General features: G+C 72.5%; 17 protein-coding genes and 1 riboswitch. Of the genes, 5 read left to right on the top strand and 12 right to left on the bottom strand.

Annotated features, from left to right (window positions below):
• Positions 1 to 1,164: acyl-CoA dehydrogenase (locus tag VE546_RS22790; RefSeq protein ID WP_324925324.1), on the bottom strand; the 1,164-nt coding region annotated here is incomplete at its 3' end.
• A 172-nt stretch (positions 1,165 to 1,336) separates the two neighbouring features.
• Here VE546_RS22790 and VE546_RS22785 point away from each other — a divergent pair.
• Complete coding sequence (locus VE546_RS22785; RefSeq protein ID WP_324925322.1) at positions 1,337 to 2,677, top strand: UDP-glucose/GDP-mannose dehydrogenase family protein; 1,341 nt, start codon at positions 1,337 to 1,339, stop codon at positions 2,675 to 2,677.
• Here the strand turns inward: VE546_RS22785 and VE546_RS22780 are convergent.
• Entirely contained in the window at positions 2,674 to 3,249 is a 576-nt protein-coding gene (locus tag VE546_RS22780) for a CGNR zinc finger domain-containing protein (RefSeq protein WP_324925321.1), read from the bottom strand. The two genes, VE546_RS22785 and VE546_RS22780, sit on opposite strands and share 4 nt — an antisense overlap.
• A 107-nt stretch (positions 3,250 to 3,356) precedes the next feature.
• On the opposite strand from VE546_RS22780, the gene VE546_RS22775 reads away from it, so the two are divergent.
• Positions 3,357 to 3,737 (top strand): VOC family protein, encoded by a 381-nt coding sequence (locus tag VE546_RS22775; protein ID WP_324925319.1) that lies wholly within the window; start codon positions 3,357 to 3,359, stop codon positions 3,735 to 3,737.
• Between the two features lie 157 nt (positions 3,738 to 3,894).
• On the opposite strand, the gene VE546_RS22770 is transcribed toward VE546_RS22775, so the two are convergent.
• The 4 genes from VE546_RS22770 to VE546_RS22755 all read right to left on the bottom strand — a co-directional run bounded on the left by VE546_RS22770 (position 3,895) and on the right by VE546_RS22755 (position 8,608).
• Positions 3,895 to 5,160, bottom strand: coding sequence for a transglycosylase family protein (locus VE546_RS22770; RefSeq protein ID WP_324925317.1), 1,266 nt, complete (start codon positions 5,158 to 5,160; stop codon positions 3,895 to 3,897).
• A gap of 5 nt (positions 5,161 to 5,165) precedes the next feature.
• A riboswitch (cyclic di-AMP (ydaO/yuaA leader) is annotated at positions 5,166 to 5,339 on the bottom strand.
• A gap of 320 nt (positions 5,340 to 5,659) precedes the next feature.
• The gene (locus VE546_RS22765) at positions 5,660 to 6,838 is read right to left on the bottom strand and encodes a dipeptidase (protein ID WP_324925330.1); all 1,179 of its coding nucleotides are present in this window, start codon (positions 6,836 to 6,838) and stop codon (positions 5,660 to 5,662) included.
• A gap of 79 nt (positions 6,839 to 6,917) precedes the next feature.
• Entirely contained in the window at positions 6,918 to 7,472 is a 555-nt protein-coding gene (gene purE / locus VE546_RS22760) for a 5-(carboxyamino)imidazole ribonucleotide mutase (RefSeq protein ID WP_324925315.1), read from the bottom strand.
• The gene (locus tag VE546_RS22755; protein ID WP_324925313.1) at positions 7,469 to 8,608 is read right to left on the bottom strand and encodes a 5-(carboxyamino)imidazole ribonucleotide synthase; all 1,140 of its coding nucleotides are present in this window, start codon (positions 8,606 to 8,608) and stop codon (positions 7,469 to 7,471) included. The genes purE and VE546_RS22755 overlap by 4 nt, the downstream gene beginning before the upstream one ends.
• 128 nt (positions 8,609 to 8,736) lie before the next feature.
• On the opposite strand from VE546_RS22755, the gene VE546_RS22750 reads away from it, so the two are divergent.
• A complete protein-coding gene (locus VE546_RS22750) occupies positions 8,737 to 9,267 on the top strand; it encodes a GtrA family protein (RefSeq protein ID WP_324925312.1) in 531 nt (176 codons plus the stop codon).
• On the opposite strand, the gene VE546_RS22745 is transcribed toward VE546_RS22750, so the two are convergent.
• Together VE546_RS22745 and VE546_RS22740 are read right to left on the bottom strand one after the other, a co-directional pair.
• Positions 9,196 to 10,482, bottom strand: a complete 1,287-nt coding sequence (locus VE546_RS22745; RefSeq protein WP_324925310.1) for an ATP-binding protein — start codon at positions 10,480 to 10,482, stop codon at positions 9,196 to 9,198. The genes VE546_RS22750 and VE546_RS22745 overlap by 72 nt on opposite strands.
• A gap of 114 nt (positions 10,483 to 10,596) precedes the next feature.
• Positions 10,597 to 11,274 carry a response regulator transcription factor gene (locus tag VE546_RS22740; protein WP_324925308.1) on the bottom strand — a complete coding sequence of 226 codons (678 nt, stop codon included), beginning with the start codon at positions 11,272 to 11,274 and terminating at the stop codon, positions 10,597 to 10,599.
• Between the two features lie 435 nt (positions 11,275 to 11,709).
• Between VE546_RS22740 and VE546_RS22735 the strand changes: the two genes are divergently transcribed.
• A complete protein-coding gene (locus VE546_RS22735) occupies positions 11,710 to 13,209 on the top strand; it encodes a peptide MFS transporter (RefSeq protein ID WP_324925307.1) in 1,500 nt (499 codons plus the stop codon).
• 186 nt (positions 13,210 to 13,395) lie between these two features.
• Here the strand turns inward: VE546_RS22735 and VE546_RS22730 are convergent, their stop codons facing one another.
• Positions 13,396 to 13,911, bottom strand: coding sequence for an ATP-binding protein (locus VE546_RS22730; protein WP_324925306.1), 516 nt, complete (start codon positions 13,909 to 13,911; stop codon positions 13,396 to 13,398).
• 184 nt (positions 13,912 to 14,095) lie between these two features.
• A complete protein-coding gene (locus VE546_RS22725; RefSeq protein WP_324925304.1) occupies positions 14,096 to 14,479 on the bottom strand; it encodes an STAS domain-containing protein in 384 nt (127 codons plus the stop codon).
• 246 nt (positions 14,480 to 14,725) lie between these two features.
• On the opposite strand from VE546_RS22725, the gene VE546_RS22720 reads away from it, so the two are divergent.
• Positions 14,726 to 15,652, top strand: coding sequence for an RNA polymerase sigma factor SigF (locus VE546_RS22720; RefSeq protein WP_324925302.1), 927 nt, complete (start codon positions 14,726 to 14,728; stop codon positions 15,650 to 15,652).
• A gap of 130 nt (positions 15,653 to 15,782) precedes the next feature.
• On the opposite strand, the gene hutI is transcribed toward VE546_RS22720, so the two are convergent.
• The gene (gene hutI, locus VE546_RS22715) at positions 15,783 to 16,994 is read right to left on the bottom strand and encodes an imidazolonepropionase (RefSeq protein ID WP_324925300.1); all 1,212 of its coding nucleotides are present in this window, start codon (positions 16,992 to 16,994) and stop codon (positions 15,783 to 15,785) included.
• A complete protein-coding gene (locus VE546_RS22710; protein WP_324925328.1) occupies positions 16,994 to 18,340 on the bottom strand; it encodes a formimidoylglutamate deiminase in 1,347 nt (448 codons plus the stop codon). Before VE546_RS22710 ends, hutI begins: the two co-directional genes overlap by 1 nt.
• Between the last annotated feature and the right edge of the window lie 37 nt (positions 18,341 to 18,377).

Genomic DNA, 18,377 nt, shown 5'->3' with positions numbered 1-18,377 from the left:
GGCCATCACGATCCGCTGGACCTGGTTGGTGCCCTCGTAGATCTGGGTGATCTTGGCGTCCCGCATCATCCGCTCGACCGGGTAGTCGCGGGTGTAGCCGTAGCCGCCCAGGAGCTGGACGGCGTCGGTGGTGATCTCCATGGCGACGTCCGAGGCGTAGCACTTGGCGGCGGCGCCGAAGAAGGTGAGGTTCTCCTCCTTGCCGGTGCTGCCGAGGGTGACGCGCTCGGAGCGGGCGGCGGCGGCGTAGGTGAGCTGGCGGGCGGCCTCCAGCTTCATCGCCATGTCGGCGAGCATGAACTGCACGCCCTGGAAGTCGCCGACCGGCTTGCCGAACTGCTTGCGCTCGCGCACGTAGCCCTTGGCGTAGTCCAGTGCGCCCTGGGCGATGCCGATGGCCTGGGCCGCGATGGTGATGCGGGTGTGGTCCAGCGTCTTCATCGCGGTGGCGAAGCCGGTGCCCTCCTCGCCGATCATGCGGTCGGCGGGGATGCGGACGTTGTCGAAGTAGACCTCGCGGGTCGGGGAGCCCTTGATGCCGAGCTTCTTCTCCGGGGCGCCGAAGGAGACGCCCTCGTCGCCCTTCTCCACGACGAAGGCCGAGATGCCCTTGGAGCGCTTCTCGGGGTCGGTGACGGCCATGACCGTGTAGTACTCGCTGACGCCGGCGTTGGTGATCCAGCGCTTGACGCCGTTGAGCACCCAGTGGTCGCCGTCGCGCACGGCCCGGGTCTTCATGCCCGCGGCGTCCGAGCCGGCCTCCGGCTCGGACAGGCAGTAGGAGAACATCGCGTCGCCCTTGGCGAGCGGGGTGAGGTACTTCCGCTTCAGCTCCTCGGAGCCGGAGAGGATCACCGGGAGCGAGCCGAGCTTGTTGACGGCCGGGATCAGGGAGGACGAGGCGCAGGCGCGGGCGACCTCCTCGATCACGATGACGGTCGCGAGGGCGTCCGCGCCCGCGCCGCCGTAGGTCTCGGGGACGTGGACGGCGTGCAGGTCGTTGGCGACCAGGGCGTCCAGGGCCTCCTGGGGGAAGCGGCCCTGCTCGTCCACCTCGGCGGCGAAGGGCGCGATCTTCGCCTCGGCGAGCGCGCGCACCGATTCGCGGAGCATCTCGTGCTCTTCGGACGGCCGGTAGAGGTCGAAGTCGGTCGATCCCGCCACGGTGTCTCACTCCCTGGATGCGGTCTTGCTAACTACCGTTAAGTAACCCGCTAAGTAACCCAATTCTAGAGCTGAAGCCCCTCCCGCGGGTACATGAGTTTGCCGACACTGCCCGCGACGGCGGCCGGATATGCTCACGGACAGCACCTCGTCCGTACCACAGGAGCAGTCCATGGCCCTCAGAATCACCGTGATCGGCACCGGCTACCTCGGCGCGACTCACGCCGCCGCCATGGCGGAGCTGGGCTTCGAGGTGCTCGGCCTGGACGTGGTGCCCGAGAAGGTCGAGACGCTGTCGCAGGGCCGGGCGCCGTTCTACGAGCCGGGACTGGAGGAGCTGCTGCGCCGCCACGTCGCCGGTCTGGAGGGCTCGACCGGGCGGCTGCGCTTCACCACCTCCTGGGAAGAGGTGGGCGCGTTCGGCGACGTCCACTTCATCTGCGTGAACACCCCCCAGAAGCGCGGCGAGTACGCCTGTGACATGTCCTACGTGGACAGCGCCGTCGACTCCCTCGCCCCGCACCTGGCGCGGCCGGTGCTGGTGGTCGGCAAGTCCACCGTCCCGGTGGGCAGCGCGGACCGGCTGGCGCGGCGGCTGGCGGAGCTGGCCCCGGCGGGCGAGGCGGCGGAGCTGGCCTGGAACCCGGAGTTCCTGCGGGAGGGCTTCGCCGTCCAGGACACCCTGCGCCCGGACCGCATCGTGGTGGGGGTGCGCTCGGAGCGCGCGGAGGAGCTGCTGCGCGAGGTGTACGCGAAGCCGGTGGCGGAGGGCTCGCCCTTCGTCGTCACCGACTTCCCGACCGCCGAGCTGGTGAAGACCGCCGCCAACTCCTTCCTCGCCACCAAGATCTCGTTCATCAACGCCATGGCCGAGGTCTGCGAGGCCGCGGGCGGCGACGTGGTGAAGCTGGCGGAGGCGATCGGGTACGACGACCGGATCGGGCGGAAGTTCCTGCGCGCCGGGATCGGCTTCGGCGGCGGCTGCCTGCCCAAGGACATCCGCGCGTTCATGGCCCGGGCGGGCGAGCTGGGCGCCGACCAGGCGCTGACCTTCCTCCGCGAGGTGGACTCGATCAACATGCGGCGCCGCTCCCACATGGTGGAGCTGGCCCGCGAGACGGTCGGCGGCGCCTTCCTCGGGCAGCGGGTGGCGGTGCTGGGCGCGACCTTCAAGCCGGACTCCGACGACGTGCGGGACTCGCCCGCGCTGAACGTCGCCGGCCAGATCCACCTCCAGGGCGGGCAGGTCACCGTCTACGACCCCAAGGGCATGGAGAACGCCCGGCGCGTCTTCCCCACCCTGGGGTACGCCGAGACCGCGCTGGAGGCGGTGCGCGGGGCGGACGTGGTGCTGCACCTGACGGAGTGGCGCGAGTTCCAGGAGCTGGACCCGCAGGTGCTGGGCGAGGCCGTCGCACAGCGGCGCATCCTGGACGGCCGCAACACCCTGGACCCGGCCCTGTGGCGCAAGGCGGGCTGGTCCTTCCGCGCGCTGGGCCGCCCGACGGCCTAGTCTCCCCCGCCGTTCCCGGACGACCGCCGCGCGCGGTACGTCCGCATCTTCGCCCGGCTGCCGCAGACGGCCATGGTGCACCAGCGTCTGCGGCCGGCCGGGCTCCGGTCGTAGTACGCCCACCGGCAGTCGTGCGCCTCGCACACCTTGAGGCGGTGCCAGGTGCCGTCGCCCGCCGCGGTGGCGACGGCGAGGGCGATCCGGGCGGTGAGCGCCGCGGCGCCCCCCGGGGTGCCGACGGGTTCGAGTGACGCCGTCCCCTCCTCGTCGAGCGTCACGGCGAGGGGCGCGCCGCGCAGCAGTCCGGCCGGCACGGCCGACGTCTCCTGCGGCATCCGGGCGCCCGTGTGGGCCAGGCAGGCGGCGCGCAGGCCCTCGCGCAGCCGGACGACCTCCGGAAGGTCGCGTTTGGCCAGGCCGAGTCCGGTCAACCCGTGGTCGCGTGCGAACGCGTCGAGTCCGCCGGCGGTGGCGAGGGCGTCGGTGCCCGCCCCCACGTCCAGGGTGTTGATCAGATCCCGCACCAGGCGGAGGCCCGGCGGTGCGGGATCCCGGTCCTCGGGCTGCTCCACCCTTGCCACGTTACCGGTGACTCGCCATCATGAGGTAACTCCGTTACCGGTTTACCCGGCCAAGGGGTAACCGAGGCGCGGCAACCACGGCACAGGGAGAGAGCAGCATGGCCATCAACACACTGCAGGCCGTCGTCGTACTGGACTGTCCGGAGCCCGGGAAGCTCGCCGACTTCTACGCGCGCATGCTGGGCGGGAAGGTCGAGGGCGAGGGCAGGTGGGTCGAGGTCCGGTTCGACTCGGGCCGGCTGGCGGGCCGGACGCTGGCCTTCCAGGAGGCCCCCGACCACGTTCCCCCCACGTGGCCGAGCGGCGAGCGGTCGCAGCAGTTCCACCTGGACTTCTACGTGCCCCGGGAGGAGTGGGACGCCGCCGAGCGGGAGGTGCTGGACCTCGGGGCGAAACGCGTCCAGGGGGACGACGGCGAGCGCGACTTCCGGGTCTACCTGGACCCGGCGGGACACCCCTTCTGTCTGTGCGTCAACTGACCGGCCCAGGCAGGACGGACGGGCCGGCGGCACGGACGCGACGAGGCGGGCGGGGCGCGGGAGTGCGAACACTCCGCGCCCCGCCCGCCTCACGCTGTCCCAGGAGGTTGGCCGTGGAGCCGCGCGGCCCGTGGCCGGGCCGCCGTGCGGCGCCGGATCAGATGGCGACGCCGTTGGCCCGCAGGTAGGCCAGCGGGTCGATGTCCGAGCCGTAACCGGGGCTGGTGCGCACCTCGAAGTGCAGGTGCGGGCCGGTGCTGTTGCCGGTCGAGCCGACGGCGCCGATCTGCTGGCCGACGGTCACCCGCTGGCCGGCGCTGACCGACAGCGCGGACAGGTGGGCGTACTGGCTGTAGCGGCCGTCGTCGTGGCGGATGACGACCTGGTTGCCGTACGCGCCGGCCCAGCCGGCGGAGACCACGGTGCCGTTGGTGACGGCCTTCACCGGGGTGCCGGTGGCGGCGGAGAAGTCGACGCCGGTGTGGTAACCGCTGGACCACATGCCGCCCGAGGCCCGGTAGGGGGTGGACGGGCCGGCGGCGACCGGGGCGGTGTAGCCGCTGGAGGCCTTGTCGGACGGGCCGTTGCCGCTCCGGTCGGCCCGGTCGGCCGAACGCTCCGCGGCGGGCTCGGTGTTGGTCTCGGCCTTCGCGACCTTCTTCCCGGCCTTCGCCTCCGGCTCGGCCTCCGGCTTGGCGGCGGCCTTCTGCTGGACGGCGGCGCCGCCCAGGGAGAGCTCCTGGCCCGGGAAGATCAGGTCGGGGTTGTCGCCGATGACCTGGCGGTTGTCCTCGTAGACCTGCTGCCAGCCGCCCGCGATGCCGTGGGCGTCGGCGATCTTGAACAGGGTGTCGCCGCTGACGACCGTGTACGAGACGGTCTTCTGCCCGGTCTTGCCGGCCTTGCCGGCCCGCTCGGTGCGGTCCGCCCGCTCCGGCTGGGCCTGCTGCTTCGGCGCGGCCTTGGGAGCCTGCCGCTCCTGGGCCGCCGGGGCCTGCTCGCCCATCCCGCCCTTCCCGTCGGGGGAGATGGCCGGAGCGGGGCCGCCCTTGGTCAGACCGGCCTTGACGGAGCACACCGGCCAGGCACCCGGGCCCTGACCCTCCAGCACCTTCTCGGCGATGGCTATCTGCTGCTCCTTGGTGGCCAGGTCGGCGCGCGGCGCGTACTGGGTGCCGCCGAAGGCTTCCCACGTGCTCTGGGTGAACTGCAGACCGCCGTAGAAACCGTTGCCGGTGTTGATGCTCCAGTTGCCCGTGCTCTCGCACTGGGCGACCCGCTCCCAGGTCTCGACGGAGGCGGCGTTGGCGTTGCCGGCGGCGATCAGGGGAAGGGCCACACCGGCGCTGCCCACGGAAATGGCCAGGGACAGGCGGGTGATGCGGCTGGTGCGGGCACGACGATGACGTCCGCGTGCGGACATAGGGGGGCTCCTCTCCTACGCCTGCGAGGTGAGCTGTCGGGTTCGGGCTGGAGTTGCCCGGCCATGGAAGGCCGCGGCGCTGGGCCGCGGCATGGCTTCACCCCAAGCCGTCCCGTGCGGACACGGTCCGGCGCTTACCTTGGGTCCCCCGCTCCTGCCGATGGTGGTGTGGATGGTCCAGCCCGCTGCCGTCGGCAGGACTCGGCGTACGGCAGCGGGCCGCCGCACGTTCGTACGGCGCGGCCAGAACGGTAAACGCATCGTTTCCGCCGCAACAAGCCGAAGGGTCACAGGAAGCCCGTTTCGGAGGCATTGATCACGCCCCCTCCGTCACCGTCCGCCACGGGTCCGTTCCGCAGGGCCACCGGTTCGCCTTTTGACGGTCCTTCACAAACCCCTTGCCAGCAGGGACGATGACGCAGCGGTACGTCCGGCGGCACGGAGCGCGACGCATCCGGAGGAGGGCTCCGTGAGTTGCATCACGGGACGGTGGCCGGCGTCATCCGTCGAGTTGCTCGATGGTGGCGATCGACGGTCCGCGGCGGGCCTGTTCGTCGCGGGCGACCGCCTCCGCGTCACGGAGCACCCGCACCGCGTTCTTCCAGGTCAGCTTGGCCAGGTCGGCCTCGGACCAGTGACGGTCCAGCAATTCGGCCACCAGATTCGGATATCCGGACACATCGCCCAGATCGGACGGCGTGAAGGCCGTGCCGTCGAAGTCGCCGCCGATGCCGATGTGGTCGATGCCGGCGACCTCGCGCATGTGGTCCAGGTGGTCGGCGACCGTGGCCGCCGTGGCCGCCGGACGCGGATGGGCCGCCTCGTAGGCGCGCTGGACCGCCAGGCCCCTCTCGGAGCCGTCCAGCGGGTGCAGGCCGTGGGCGCGCATGTTCTCGTCGGCGGCCTCGGTCCAGGCGACGGCGGCGGGCAGGACGAACTTCGGCACGAAGGTGGCCATCGCCACACCGCCGTTGGCCGGAAGCCGCTCCAGCACGTCGTCGGGGATGTTGCGCGGGTGGTCGCACACCGCGCGGGCGGAGGAGTGCGAGAAGATGACGGGCGCCGTCGACACGCGCAGCGCGTCGCGCATGGTGGCCGGCGCCACATGGGAGAGGTCCACCAGCATCCCCAGCCGGTTCATCTCCCGCACGACCTCCTCGCCGAAGCGGGTCAGGCCGCCGTGGCGGGGGACGTCGGTGGCCGAGTCCGCCCAGTCGATGGTGTCGTTGTGGGTGAGCGTCAGGTAGCGCACGCCCAGGCGGTACAGGGCGCGCAGCGTGCCCAGGGAGTTGTTGATGGAGTGCCCGCCCTCGGCGCCCATCAGCGAGGCGATGCGCCCCTCGGCGCGCGCCGCCTCCACGTCGTCGGCGGTGAGGGCGAGCCGCAGGTCGTCGGGGTGGCGGTCGACCAGCCGCCGCACCACGTCGATCTGCTCCAGGCAGGCGCTGACGGCGGCGTCGCCGGTGAGGTCGGTGCGCACGTAGACGGACCAGAACTGCGCCCCCACCCCGCCCGCGCGCAGCCGCGGGATGTCGGTGTGCAGGTGGGCCGACTGGTCGGTGGCGATGTCGCGCCGGTCGAGGTCGTAGGCCACCTGCTCGCGCAGCGCCCACGGCAGGTCGTTGTGGCCGTCGACGACGGGGTGGGCGGCCAGCAGCTCCCGGGCCCGCTCCAGCAGTCCGGCGCGGGCCCCGCCGGACTCCGTACCGTCCGTACCGTCCGAGCCGGACTCCGTGCCGCCCTCCGCGCCGTCCACGTCACCGCCCTCCGAAGCCGAAGCCCGCGCCGCCCGCGGCGACCTTGCCCCGCAGCCGCCGGCCCTTCTCCTCGGCCTGCTCCTTCAGCTCGCCCTGGAAGCGCTCCATCCGCTCCCGCAGCGCCCCGTCGTGGGCCGCCAGGATGCGCACGGCCAGCAGTCCGGCGTTGCGGGCGCCGCCGACCGAGACCGTGGCGACCGGGACCCCGGCGGGCATCTGGACGATGGACAGCAGGGAGTCCATGCCGTCCAGGTGCTCCAGCGGCACCGGCACGCCGATCACCGGCAGCGGGGTGACGGAGGCGAGCATGCCGGGCAGGTGGGCCGCTCCCCCGGCGCCCGCGATGATCGCCTTCAGCCCGCGGCCGGCCGCCCGGTCGCCGTAGGCGATCATCTCGTGCGGCATCCGGTGCGCGGAGACGACGTCCACCTCGTAGGGGACCTCGAACTCTTCCAGGACCTTGGCCGCGGCCTCCATGACGGGCCAGTCGGAGTCCGAGCCCATGACGATGCCGACGACCGGTTCGCGGTCCGCGGGTGTGGCGGCGTTGCTCATTCGGTGATGGTCCCTCGCAGGTAGCCGGCGGCGTGGGCGGCGCGCTCGCGCACGTCCGCCAGGTCGTCGCCGTAGGTGGTGACGTGGCCCACCTTGCGGCCGGGCTTCACGTCCTTGCCGTACATGTGGATCTTCAACTGCGGGTCGCGGGCCATGCAGTGCAGGTAGCCCTGGTACATGTCGGGGTAGTCGCCGCCGAGCACGTTGACCATCACCGTCCACGGCGCGCGCGGGCGCGGGTCGCCGAGGGGGAGGTCGAGCACGGCCCGCAGGTGGTTGGCGAACTGCGAGGTGACCGCGCCGTCCTGGGTCCAGTGGCCGCTGTTGTGGGGGCGCATGGCCAGCTCGTTGACCAGCACGCGGCCGTCGTGGGTCTCGAACAGCTCGACCGCCAGGTGCCCGACGACGCCCAGCTCCCTGGCGATCGTCAGCGCCAGTTCCTGGGCCTGGCCGGACAGCTCGGGCGACAGGTCGGGCGCCGGGGCGATCACGGTGTCGCAGACGCCGTTCACCTGGATGGACTCCACCACCGGGTACGCCACGGCCTGGCCGTGCGGGGAGCGCACCACGTTGGCCGCCAGCTCGCGGGCGAAGTCGACCTTCTCCTCCGCCAGCACCGGCACGCCCGCCCGGAAGGGCGCCGCGGCCTCCTCCTGGGACCGCACCACCCACACGCCCTTGCCGTCGTAGCCGCCGCGGACGGTCTTGAGCACGACCGGCCAGCCGCCGGTCTCGTCCGCGAACCGGGCCACGTCGGCCGGGTCGGCCACGATCCGGTGCCGGGGGCAGGGCACGCCGATCTCGGTGAGCCGCGCCCGCATCACGCCCTTGTCCTGCGCGTGCACCAGGGCGTCGGCTCCCGGTCGCACCGGGATGCCCTCCGCCTCCAGGGCGCGCAGGTGTTCGGTCGGGACGTGCTCGTGGTCGAACGTGATCACGTCACATCCCCGGGCGAAGTCGCGCAGCGTGTCCAGGTCGCGGTAGTCGCCGACGACGACGTCGTTGACGACCTGGGCAGCGGAGTCCTGCGGGGTGTCGCTGAGCAGTTTGAACCTGATGCCGAGGGGGATGCCCGCTTCGTGGGTCATCCGCGCGAGCTGACCGCCCCCGACCATGCCGATCACGGGAAATGTCACAGTCGTAGCCTATCGGGCGGGAAGCCGGGTACCTCGTCCGGCGTACGGCCGCGGATAGCATGGCGAGCCAGGGAGGCCGATGGATGGCCGGTGGGAGGCCCGCGGAACGGGCAGAACGGGGTGAGCGGATGTTCACGGACGAACAGCGCACACTGCGCTCCCGCCTCCGGCGGCTCCGGCGCGAGGCGGCCAAGTTCGGCACGGTGGGCGCCTTCGGCTTCCTCGTCAACGTCGCGGTCTTCAACCTGTGCATCCACGGCCTGGGCCTGGCCCCGGTGCGGTCGGGGGTGATAGCCACGGCGGTCGCCACCGGGACCAACTACCTGGGCAACCGCTACTGGACGTACCGCCACAGCGACAAGCGGCGGATGCACCGCGAGGCCGGACTCTTCCTGCTGATCAACGGCATCGGCATGGTGATCGAGAACGGCGTGCTGGCGGTCTCCCACTACGGGCTGGGCCTCACCTCGCCGCTCGCCGACAACATCGCCAAGAACGTCGTCGGCATGGGTCTGGGCACGGTCTTCCGCTTCTGGGCGTACCGCACCTGGGTCTTCCGCGCCGCGCCGTCCCGCGGGCACGAGGCGTCACCCCGCGGACGGCTCCTCCGCCTCGCGGCTCAGAAAGAGCGCGAAGACCGGCGGGTGCTGCTGAAGTAGCTCCAGCCGTCCGCCGTCCGCCTCCGCCAGGTCCCGGGCGACGGCCAGTCCCAGGCCCGTGGAGTTGCGCCCGCTGACCGTGCGCTCGAAGACCCGCGCGCCCAGTTCCGGATCGACGCCCGGCCCCTCGTCCGTGACCTCGACCACCACCTGGTTCCCGGCGATCCGGGTGCGCAGGGCGACCGCGCCGTCACCGTGCATCAGGGCGTTCTCGATGAGCGTGGCGAGCACCTGCGCCACCGCTCCCGGGGTGCCCACCGCCCGCAGGCCCTGCCGGCCGGAGCGGACGATGGCCCGGCCCGCCTTGCGGTACGCCGGACGCCACTCCTCGATCTGCTGCTTGACCACCTCGTCCAGGTCGAAGCCCACGGCCGAGCCCGAGCGGGGGTCGCGCGAGTTCGTCAGCAGCCGCTGCACCACGTCGGTCAGCCGCTCCACCTGGGCGAGGCCGATCATCGCCTCCTCCCTGATGGTGGCGGTGGCGGCCTTGTCGGTGCCCGGGGCGGCGTCGGCGGCGTCGGCCGCCGTGACGATCTCCTCCAGCCGCATGGACAGCGCGGTCAGCGGCGTGCGGAGCTGGTGGGAGGCGTCCGCGGCCAGCCGCCGTTCGGCGGTGAGCATCCGGGCGATCCGCTCGGCACTGGCGTCCAGCACGTCGGCCACCCGGTCCAGCTCGGGCACCCCGTAGCGCCGGTGCCGGGGCCGCGGGTCGCCGGAGCCGAGGCGTTCGGCGGTCTCGGCGAGGTCGGTGAGCGGGGCCGCGACCCGGCGGGCCTGCCGTACGGCCAGGAGCACCGCGGCGGCCACCGCGAGCAGCGCCACCGCCAGGATGATCAGCAGGGTCCGGCCCACCTCGGCGAGGACCGCGCTGCTGGGGAGCTGGACGGTGACGGTCACGCCGTCGGCGCCGGTCGCGCGCCCCTCGATGACGTCGCCCTCGGGGCGTTCGCCCAGCCGGATGGGGTCGCGTCCGGGCAGCTCGATGCGGACGTGCCGGTCCCCGGGCACCTGGGAGCGCATGGATTCGGCGGTCACCCGCTCCTTGGCGACCACGCGGCTCTCGACGACCGAGACCAGCCGTGCGGCGTCGGACCGGACGCTCTCGTGGACGCTCTCCTCGATGGTGCGGGTCTCGACGATGACCAGTGAGATCCCGAAGACGGCGATCACGACCAGGACCACGGCCAGCGTGGAGTTGATCAGACGTCTGCGCACGGCTCGGTGTCAGCCCTTCCAGGTCTTCCCGGGTCTTCCGGGGGCTCCCGAGCCCTCGGGGTCTTCGGAGTCCGCGGGTCTTCGGCTACGGTCCGGTGCGGCCCGGTGCCGGGGTCATTCCTTCTCGAAGCGGAAGCCGACGCCCCGGACGGTGGAGATGTAGCGGGGGTTGGCCGCGTCGTCGCCGAGCTTCTTGCGCAGCCAGGAGATGTGCATGTCGAGGGTCTTGGTCGACGACCACCAGGTGGTGTCCCAGACCTCGCGCATGAGCTGGTCGCGGGTGACGACCCGGCCCGCGTCGCGCACCAGCACCCGCAGCAGGTCGAACTCCTTCGCCGTGAGCTGGAGCTCCTCGTCCCCCATCCACGCCCGGTGCGACTCGACGTCGATGCGCACGCCGTGGGTCGCGGTGGGCTGGGCGGGCTCGACGGCGCCGCGCCGCAGCAGGGCCCGCACCCGGGCCAGCAGCTCGGCCAGGCGGAACGGCTTGGTGACGTAGTCGTCGGCGCCCGCGTCCAGGCCGACGACGGTGTCCACCTCGTCGGCCCGGGCCGTCAGCACCAGGACCGGGAAGGTGTGCCCCTCGGTCCGGAGACGGCGGCACACCTCCAGTCCGTCCATGCCGGGCAGACCGAGGTCGAGCACGAGCAGGTCGACGTTGCCCTGCCGCCCCGTGTCGAGCGCGCTGGGGCCGTCCTCGCGCACCTCGACCTCGTACCCTTCGCGGCGCAGGGCGCGGGCCAGCGGCTCCGAGATGGAGGCATCATCCTCGGCGAGCAGTACTCGGGTCATGGCCTGATGGTAGACCTCGGGAGAGGAGGTCAGGCGGCGTGTGCGGGAGTCGCGGGGGCCCGGCTCCGGTTCCCGGCACCGGTGTGAGGTACGCCTCTTTTTAGCTGGTACGTACATATACCAACTGTGAGGTGACGTACCCTGACCGAGGCGTTTGCCAGAAGCGACGGCCTTTGGCGCACACGGTGCGTCAAGGGCCTCTTTGCTGAGGTCTGCCGAGAGTCTGCCGAGGGGCCGGGGAGACCGGAGCGCTCCGCACGGATCTTCCTCGGACCCGGCCGCCGACCCGCCCGCGGCTCCGTCGCGCGGCGACGCCGAGAACCTGTCGGCCAGGGCCGTGCGCGGGGCGGGGGCGCGGTCCTGCGCCGGCCAGCCCACCCGGGCGCGTGCGCACCACATCGTACGCGTCCCGACCGAGCAAGGAACCACCAACCTATGGCGTCCAGTTCGACGAAGAGCTCAGTCGGTACCACCGACAAGACCTTCTTCGGCCACCCTCGCGGTCTGGCCACGCTCTTCATGACGGAGATGTGGGAGCGCTTCTCCTGGTACGGGATGCGCGCCATCCTCGTCCTCTACCTGATCGCGGGCGTCCTCGAAGGTCCGCTCGCCGACCGCGAGGCCCTCGCCGCGGCGATCTACGGCGTCTACAACGCCGTCGTCTACATGGCCGCCATGCCCGGCGGCTGGGTGGCCGACCGCCTCTGGGGCGCCCGCAAGGCCGTCCTGGTGGGCGGCATCGTGATCGCGGCGGGCCACTACACCCTGGCGATCCCCTCCGACGTGGCCTTCTTCGTCGGCCTGGGCCTCATCGCCATCGGCACCGGCCTGCTCAAGCCGAACATCTCGGCGATGGTCGGCGACCTCTACGAGGGCCGGCCCAGCGCCCGTCGCGACGCCGGTTTCACCATCTTCTACATGTCGATCAACATCGGCGGCCTGCTCGCGCCGCTGGTGGTCGGCTACCTCGGCGAGAACGTGAGCTGGCACCTGGGCTTCGCCGTCGCCGGTCTCGGCATGACCCTGGCCGTCGTCCAGTACGTCCTGGGCGGACGCCACCTCGGCGACGCCGGCCGCGAGCCCGGCACCCCGGCCACGCCGGAGGAGAAGCGCTCCGTGCTGCGCAAGGCCGCGCTGTGGACCGGCCTGGCCGTCGCCGCGCTGGTGGCGGACGTCGCCCTGGGCACCTACGACATCGAGCACGTGGTGAACTTCCTGGCCGTCCTCGGCATCGTGGTGCCGGTCCTGTACTTCGTCTCGATGTACCGGAACCCGGAGCTGACGGGCGAGGACCGGCCGCGCGTCAAGGCGTTCATGTGGTTCTTCGCCACCGCCGTGCTGTTCTGGATGATCTACGACCAGTCCGGCTCGCTGCTGACGATCTTCGCGGACAACAGCACCGACCGCATGATCGGAAGCTGGGAGTTCCCGGCCTCGTGGTTCCAGTCGGTCAACCCGTTCATGATCATCGTCCTGGCGCCGGTCTTCGCGAGCCTGTGGGTCCGGCTGGCCCAGCGCGACCGCGAGCCCAGCACCCCGGTGAAGTTCGCCCTGGCCATGCTGCTCATCGGCGGTTCCTTCGCCCTGATGGGCCTGGCGGGCGCCGCCGCGGCCAACAGCGAGACCGGCAAGGTCACCGTCTTCTGGCTGCTGGGCGTGTACCTGCTGCAGACGATCGGTGAGCTGTGCCTGTCCCCGGTGGGCCTCTCCCTGTCGACCAAGCTGGCCCCGAAGCGGTTCGTCGGCCAGATCATGGGCCTGTGGTTCCTGGCCATCTCCACCGGCAACGCCCTCAACGGCTGGGTGACCCAGCTCAACGAGCCGATGGGCGACGCGGCCTACTACACGATGTGGGGCGTCATCGCCGTGGCCACCGGCCTCGCCTTCATGGCGGCCGCGAAGCGGATCCGCGCCCTGATGGGCGACGTGCGGTGACCGTACCGTAGGGCGGCGGGCACGCCGCACCGCGCACGAGACGCGCCGGGCCCCGGTCCTGTCACAGGACCGGGGCCCGGCCCGTACCCCCGTGGCCTCCGGCAGGCCGCGCGCCCTGGAGACGACTGCGCCGGGCTCCGAACGGAACCCGGCGGGGATCGTGCGCTCCGGCGGGGAGCGGCGGGCTCAGTCCGCGTCCGGCCCGGCCAGCTCCGCCCAGACCGTCTTGCCGACGGCTCCGTCGGGGTTGCGCACCACGCCCCAGTCCAGGCACAGGCGCTGGACGATGAACATGCCGTGTCCACCGGGCCGCCCGGGACGGTGGGGGGTGCGGGGCGAGGGGAGGCCGGCGCCGCGGTCGGCGACCTCGATCCGCAGGAGCTTGGGGCCGAAGCCTATCCGCACCTCCTCGGGGCCGTCGGCGTGCAGACAGGCGTTCGTCACCAGTTCGGAGACGACGAGGAGGGCGTCTTCGGCGGCGGCGCGCTGCTCGGCGCTGGCTGCGGGCAGCCAGCCCCAGTCGTGGAGCGCCTGGCGGGTGAAGTCGCGGGCGCGGGGCACAGCACCGCTGGCCCCCATCAGCCGCAGCCGCCGAACCTGGCGCATCTCGCGCACCTGACCGACCGGTGCGGCTGCGGTCGCGGCGGTGCCCTCCGGCTCCGGGCCGCGATCGCCCGCCGGTTGCGGCCGGGTGGTGCTCATCAGTGCTTCACCTCACCGATTGACCGTTCGTCGGTTTTCGCTCAATCTGCGGACAACTGCTTCAGAGGCATTTCAGGGAGTCTCCTGCCCTGCCGGGCCGGGAGAACACCCCTCGATGTCACCGGAATCGCTTTCTCCGCGTAACGCCCGGGTCACGGTCCCGGAGCACGGGGCCGAAAAGGCCCTAGGACTGCGCCGTTTCCTTCAGGGCATCGGCCAGGGTCTCGTGGAGGGCGAACACGCCGTCGGCGCCGGTGATCTCAAACACCCGCGCGACGACCGGTCGCATTCCGGCCAGGTGGATCCCGCCCCCGGCCGCCTCGGCCTTCAGCCTGGCTCCCAGGAGGACGTTGAGTCCGGTGGAATCGCAGAACTCGAGCCGCGAGCAGTCCACGACGACCAGCTTGCAGCCGTCCCCGAGCGCGCGCTCCAGCGGCTCGCGCAGCAGATCGGCGGTGTGGTGGTCGAGTTCCCCGTCCGGTGTCACCACCAGACTCGCGCCATGGCGCTGTACGTCGACCGTCAGCCGGCCCCGGTGGCTGGTGCTGCCGGGCATCCCGCGGTCCATGCACACCCCTTCACGTCGTCTAGTGGCCGATCACTGCCGTCCGAAGATGGACGTTCGAACCCTACGCCTTTACCGCCGCGACCGGTAGCCGCACAACCAGCACATTGGGTCATATTCGGACAACCAGCACTTGCCATGGTCCCGTGGGAGCAGGTAGGCGTAGGAGGAACCACTAAAGCACGTCGGCTTGGAGGCGCCGCACCCCGGTAGTGCAGGAACGGCTTCGGCAGCCATATGCCGAGAACGATGGAGGACACCATGTCACCCCGGCTCGACGAATCGCCCACCGCGTCGTCGATCGTCTCGCCCGAACAGACCGACAGCGGGCTTCCGGAGGTGAGCCCGGAACAGGCCGAAAGCCTCTCCGACCAGCTCCGGCTCCCCGAGATCCCGCCGTACGACGAGGTGGGGCCGCTGGATGCGCGGGCCCTGTCCAGGACCCTCTTCGAGCGTCTGGAGACGCTGCAGGAGGGCACCCACGAGTACGCGTACGTCCGCAACACCCTCGTCGAGCTGAACCTGGCCCTGGTGAAGTTCGCCGCCTCCCGGTTCCGCTCCCGCAGCGAGCCCATGGAGGACATCGTCCAGGTCGGCACCATCGGCCTGATCAAGGCGATCGACCGCTTCGACCCCTCCCGCGGGGTCGAGTTCCCCACCTTCGCGATGCCGACGATCGTCGGCGAGATCAAGCGCTTCTTCCGCGACACCTCCTGGTCCGTGCGCGTCCCGCGGCGCCTCCAGGAACTCCGCCTGGACCTGGCCAAGGCCGGGGACGAACTCGCCCAGCAACTGGACCGCTCCCCCACGGTCGGCGAGCTGGCCGAGCGGCTGGGCATCTCCCGGGACGAGGTGATCGAGGGCATGGCGGCCAGCAACGCCTACACCGCCAGCTCGCTCGACGCCCAGCCCGAGGAGGACGAGACCGAGGGCGCCCTCGCGGACCGCATCGGCTACGAGGACCACGGGCTGGAGGGCATCGAGTACGTGGAGTCCCTCAAGCCGCTGATCGCCGAGCTCTCGCCGCGCGACCGCAGAATCCTCTCCCTGCGGTTCGTGGCGAACATGACCCAGTCCGAGATCGGCGAGGAGCTGGGCATCTCGCAGATGCACGTCTCCCGGCTGCTGTCGCGGACACTGGGCAGGCTCCGCAAGGGGCTGCTGGTGGAGGAGTGACCTCCCCGCCCCTCCGGCGGACCACGGACTCCCTCGGGGCCGCCCCGGCAGACGCCGGGGCGGCCCTCTCCTTCTCCCTCCCCCGGTCCGGCTCCCTCCCCGGGGCCACCGGTCCCGGGGCGTTTCGGGGTCACAGCACGCGGGTGCCGTGCTGCCAGACCGCCGCCACGAGCGGGACGCCGGGACGGTAGGCGAGGTGGACGTGCGAGGGCGCGTCCAGCAGCACCAGGTCGGCGCGGGCGCCGGGCGTCACGCGGCCGACGTCGATGCGGCGCAGGGCCGCGGCGCCGCCCGCGGTGGCGGCCCGGACGGCCTCGTCGGGGGTCATGCCCATCTCCCGGACGGCGAGGGCGATGCAGAAGGGCATGGAGCTGGTGTACGACGAACCCGGGTTGCAGTCGGTGGACAGCGCGACGGTGACGCCCGCGTCCAGCAGGCGGCGGGCGTCGGGGTAGGGCGAGCGGGTGGAGAACTCGCAGCCGGGCAGCAGGGTGGCGACCGTACGGCTGCCCGCGAGGGCGTCGACGTCGGCGTCGCTCAGGTGGGTGCAGTGGTCGGCGGAGGCGGCGTCGAGCTCGACGGCGAGCCGGACGCCGGGGCCGGGGCCGAGCTGGCCCGCGTGCACGCGCGGGACCAGGCCGCGGGCGATCCCGGCGGTGAGGACGGCACGCGCCTGGTCCTCGTCGAAGGCCCCCCGCTCGCAGAAGACGTCCACCCAGCGGGCGTGGAGGGCGCAGGCGTCCAGCATCGGCCCGGTGACGAGGTCGACGTAGCCGTCCGGGTCGTCGGCGTACTCGGGCGGCACGACGTGGGCGCCGAGGTAGGTGACCTCGTCCACCTGCGCCTCGGCGATCCGCAGGGCGCGGGCCTCGTCCTCGACGGTGAGGCCGTAGCCCGACTTGGTCTCCAGGGTGGTGGTGCCCTGGCGCACCGCCTCGCGGACGTGGCGGGCGAGGGTGGCGGCGAGCTGCTCGTCGGTGGCGGCGCGGGTGGCCTCGACGGTGGTGCGGATGCCGCCGGCGGTGTAGGGGCGGCCGGACATGCGGGCGCCGAACTCCTCGGTGCGGTCGCCGGCGAAGACCAGGTGGGAGTGGGAGTCGACGAAGCCGGGCAGCAGGGCCCGGCCCTCCGCGTCGACGCGACTGTCGGTGGCGGGTGCTTCACGTGCCGCACCGACCCAGGCGATGCGGTCGCCCTCGATGACGACGGCCGCGTTCCGCATCCGCCCGAGGGGGTCGTCGCCGGAGGTGCCGGGGAGGTGGTGGTCGTTGGTGACCAGGCTGGCGATGTTGGTGATGAGGGTGCTGGTGGTGGTGGACAGGGGGGCGGTCGTGGTGCTCATCAGCGGGCTGCTCCTTGCTGGATGGCGTCCGCCAGGGCCGCGGGGACGTCCGGCACGCTCCGGTGTACCCCGTCGCGCACCACGTGGCGACCGCCGACGACCGTGTGGCGCACATCGGCGCCCGTCGCCGCGAAGACGGCCGCCTGGGCCGCCAGCCGGGCCGGGGGGCCGGCGGTGCGCACCGAGTCCAGGGCGACGGTGGTGAAGTCGGCGAGCCGGCCGGCCTCCAGCCGGCCCGCCTCCGGCCAGCCGAGGGAGGCATGACCGAACTCGGTGGCGAAGCGCAGCAACTGGGACGCGGTCCAGTGGCCGCGGGCACGGGTGCGCAGCCGCTCGTCCAGTTCCAGGGCGCGGGCCTCCTCCAGCAGGTCGATCACGGCGTGGCTGTCGCTGCCCAGGCACAGCGGCGAGCCCGCGCGCATCAGGTCGGCCGCCGGGCCGATGCCGTCGGCCAGGTCGCGCTCGGTGGTGGGGCACATGCACACCCGGGTGCCGGAGCCACCGAGGAGGGCGACGTCGGCGGCGGTGAGGTGGGTGGCGTGGACGGCGGTGGTGCCGGGGCCGAGCACGCCGTGGTCGGCCAGCAGCCGGGTGGGCGTGCGGTCGTGGACGGCCAGGCAGGCGTCGTTCTCGGCGGGCTGCTCGGAGAGGTGGACGTGCAGGGGCGCGTCCCGCTCCCGGGCCCAGTCGGCGACGGTGGCCAGTTCGGCGGCGGGCACGGCGCGCACGGAGTGGATCGCCGCGCCCACGCGGGCGTGGTCGCCCTCCGGCACCAGGGCGGCGGCCCGCTCCGCCCAGGCGGCGGCGCTGCCGTCGCTGAAGCGGAGCTGGTGGCGGTCGGGGGCCTTGCCGCGGCGCGCGCTGAGGAGGCCGGAGGCCAGGTAGCAGGTGTCCAGGAGGGTGATGCGGATGCCCGCCTCGGCGGCGGCGGCGATCAGGGCGTGCCCCATGGCGTTCGGGTCGTCGTAGGGGATGCCGCCGGGGGCGTGGTGGAGGTAGTGGAACTCGCCGACGCAGGTGATGCCGGCCAGGGCCATCTCGGCGTACGTGGCCCGGGCCAGCGCGAAGTAGCTCTCGGGGGTGAGGCGGTCGGCGACGGAGTACATCACCCGGCGCCAGGTCCAGAAGGTGCCGGAGCCGATCTGGACGGTGCCGCGCAGGGCGCGGTGGAAGGCGTGGGAGTGGGCGTTGGCCAGCCCGGGCAGGGTCAGGCCGCGCAGCGGCTCGGCGCCGGGCGGCGGGGCGGGCACCCCGGTGCGGACGGCGGTGATCCGGCCGCCGGCGGTCTCCAGCACCACGCCCTGCTCGACGGTGCCGTCGAGCCAGGCGTACTCGGCCCAGTACACGGCCTCCGGGGCCGGGGCGGGGCCGGGCGGGAGCCCG

The organism is Streptomyces sp. (assembly GCF_035644915.1).
Taxonomy (GTDB): Bacteria; Actinomycetota; Actinomycetes; order Streptomycetales; family Streptomycetaceae; genus Streptomyces.
This window is presented reverse-complemented; position numbering and strand designations above follow the sequence as displayed.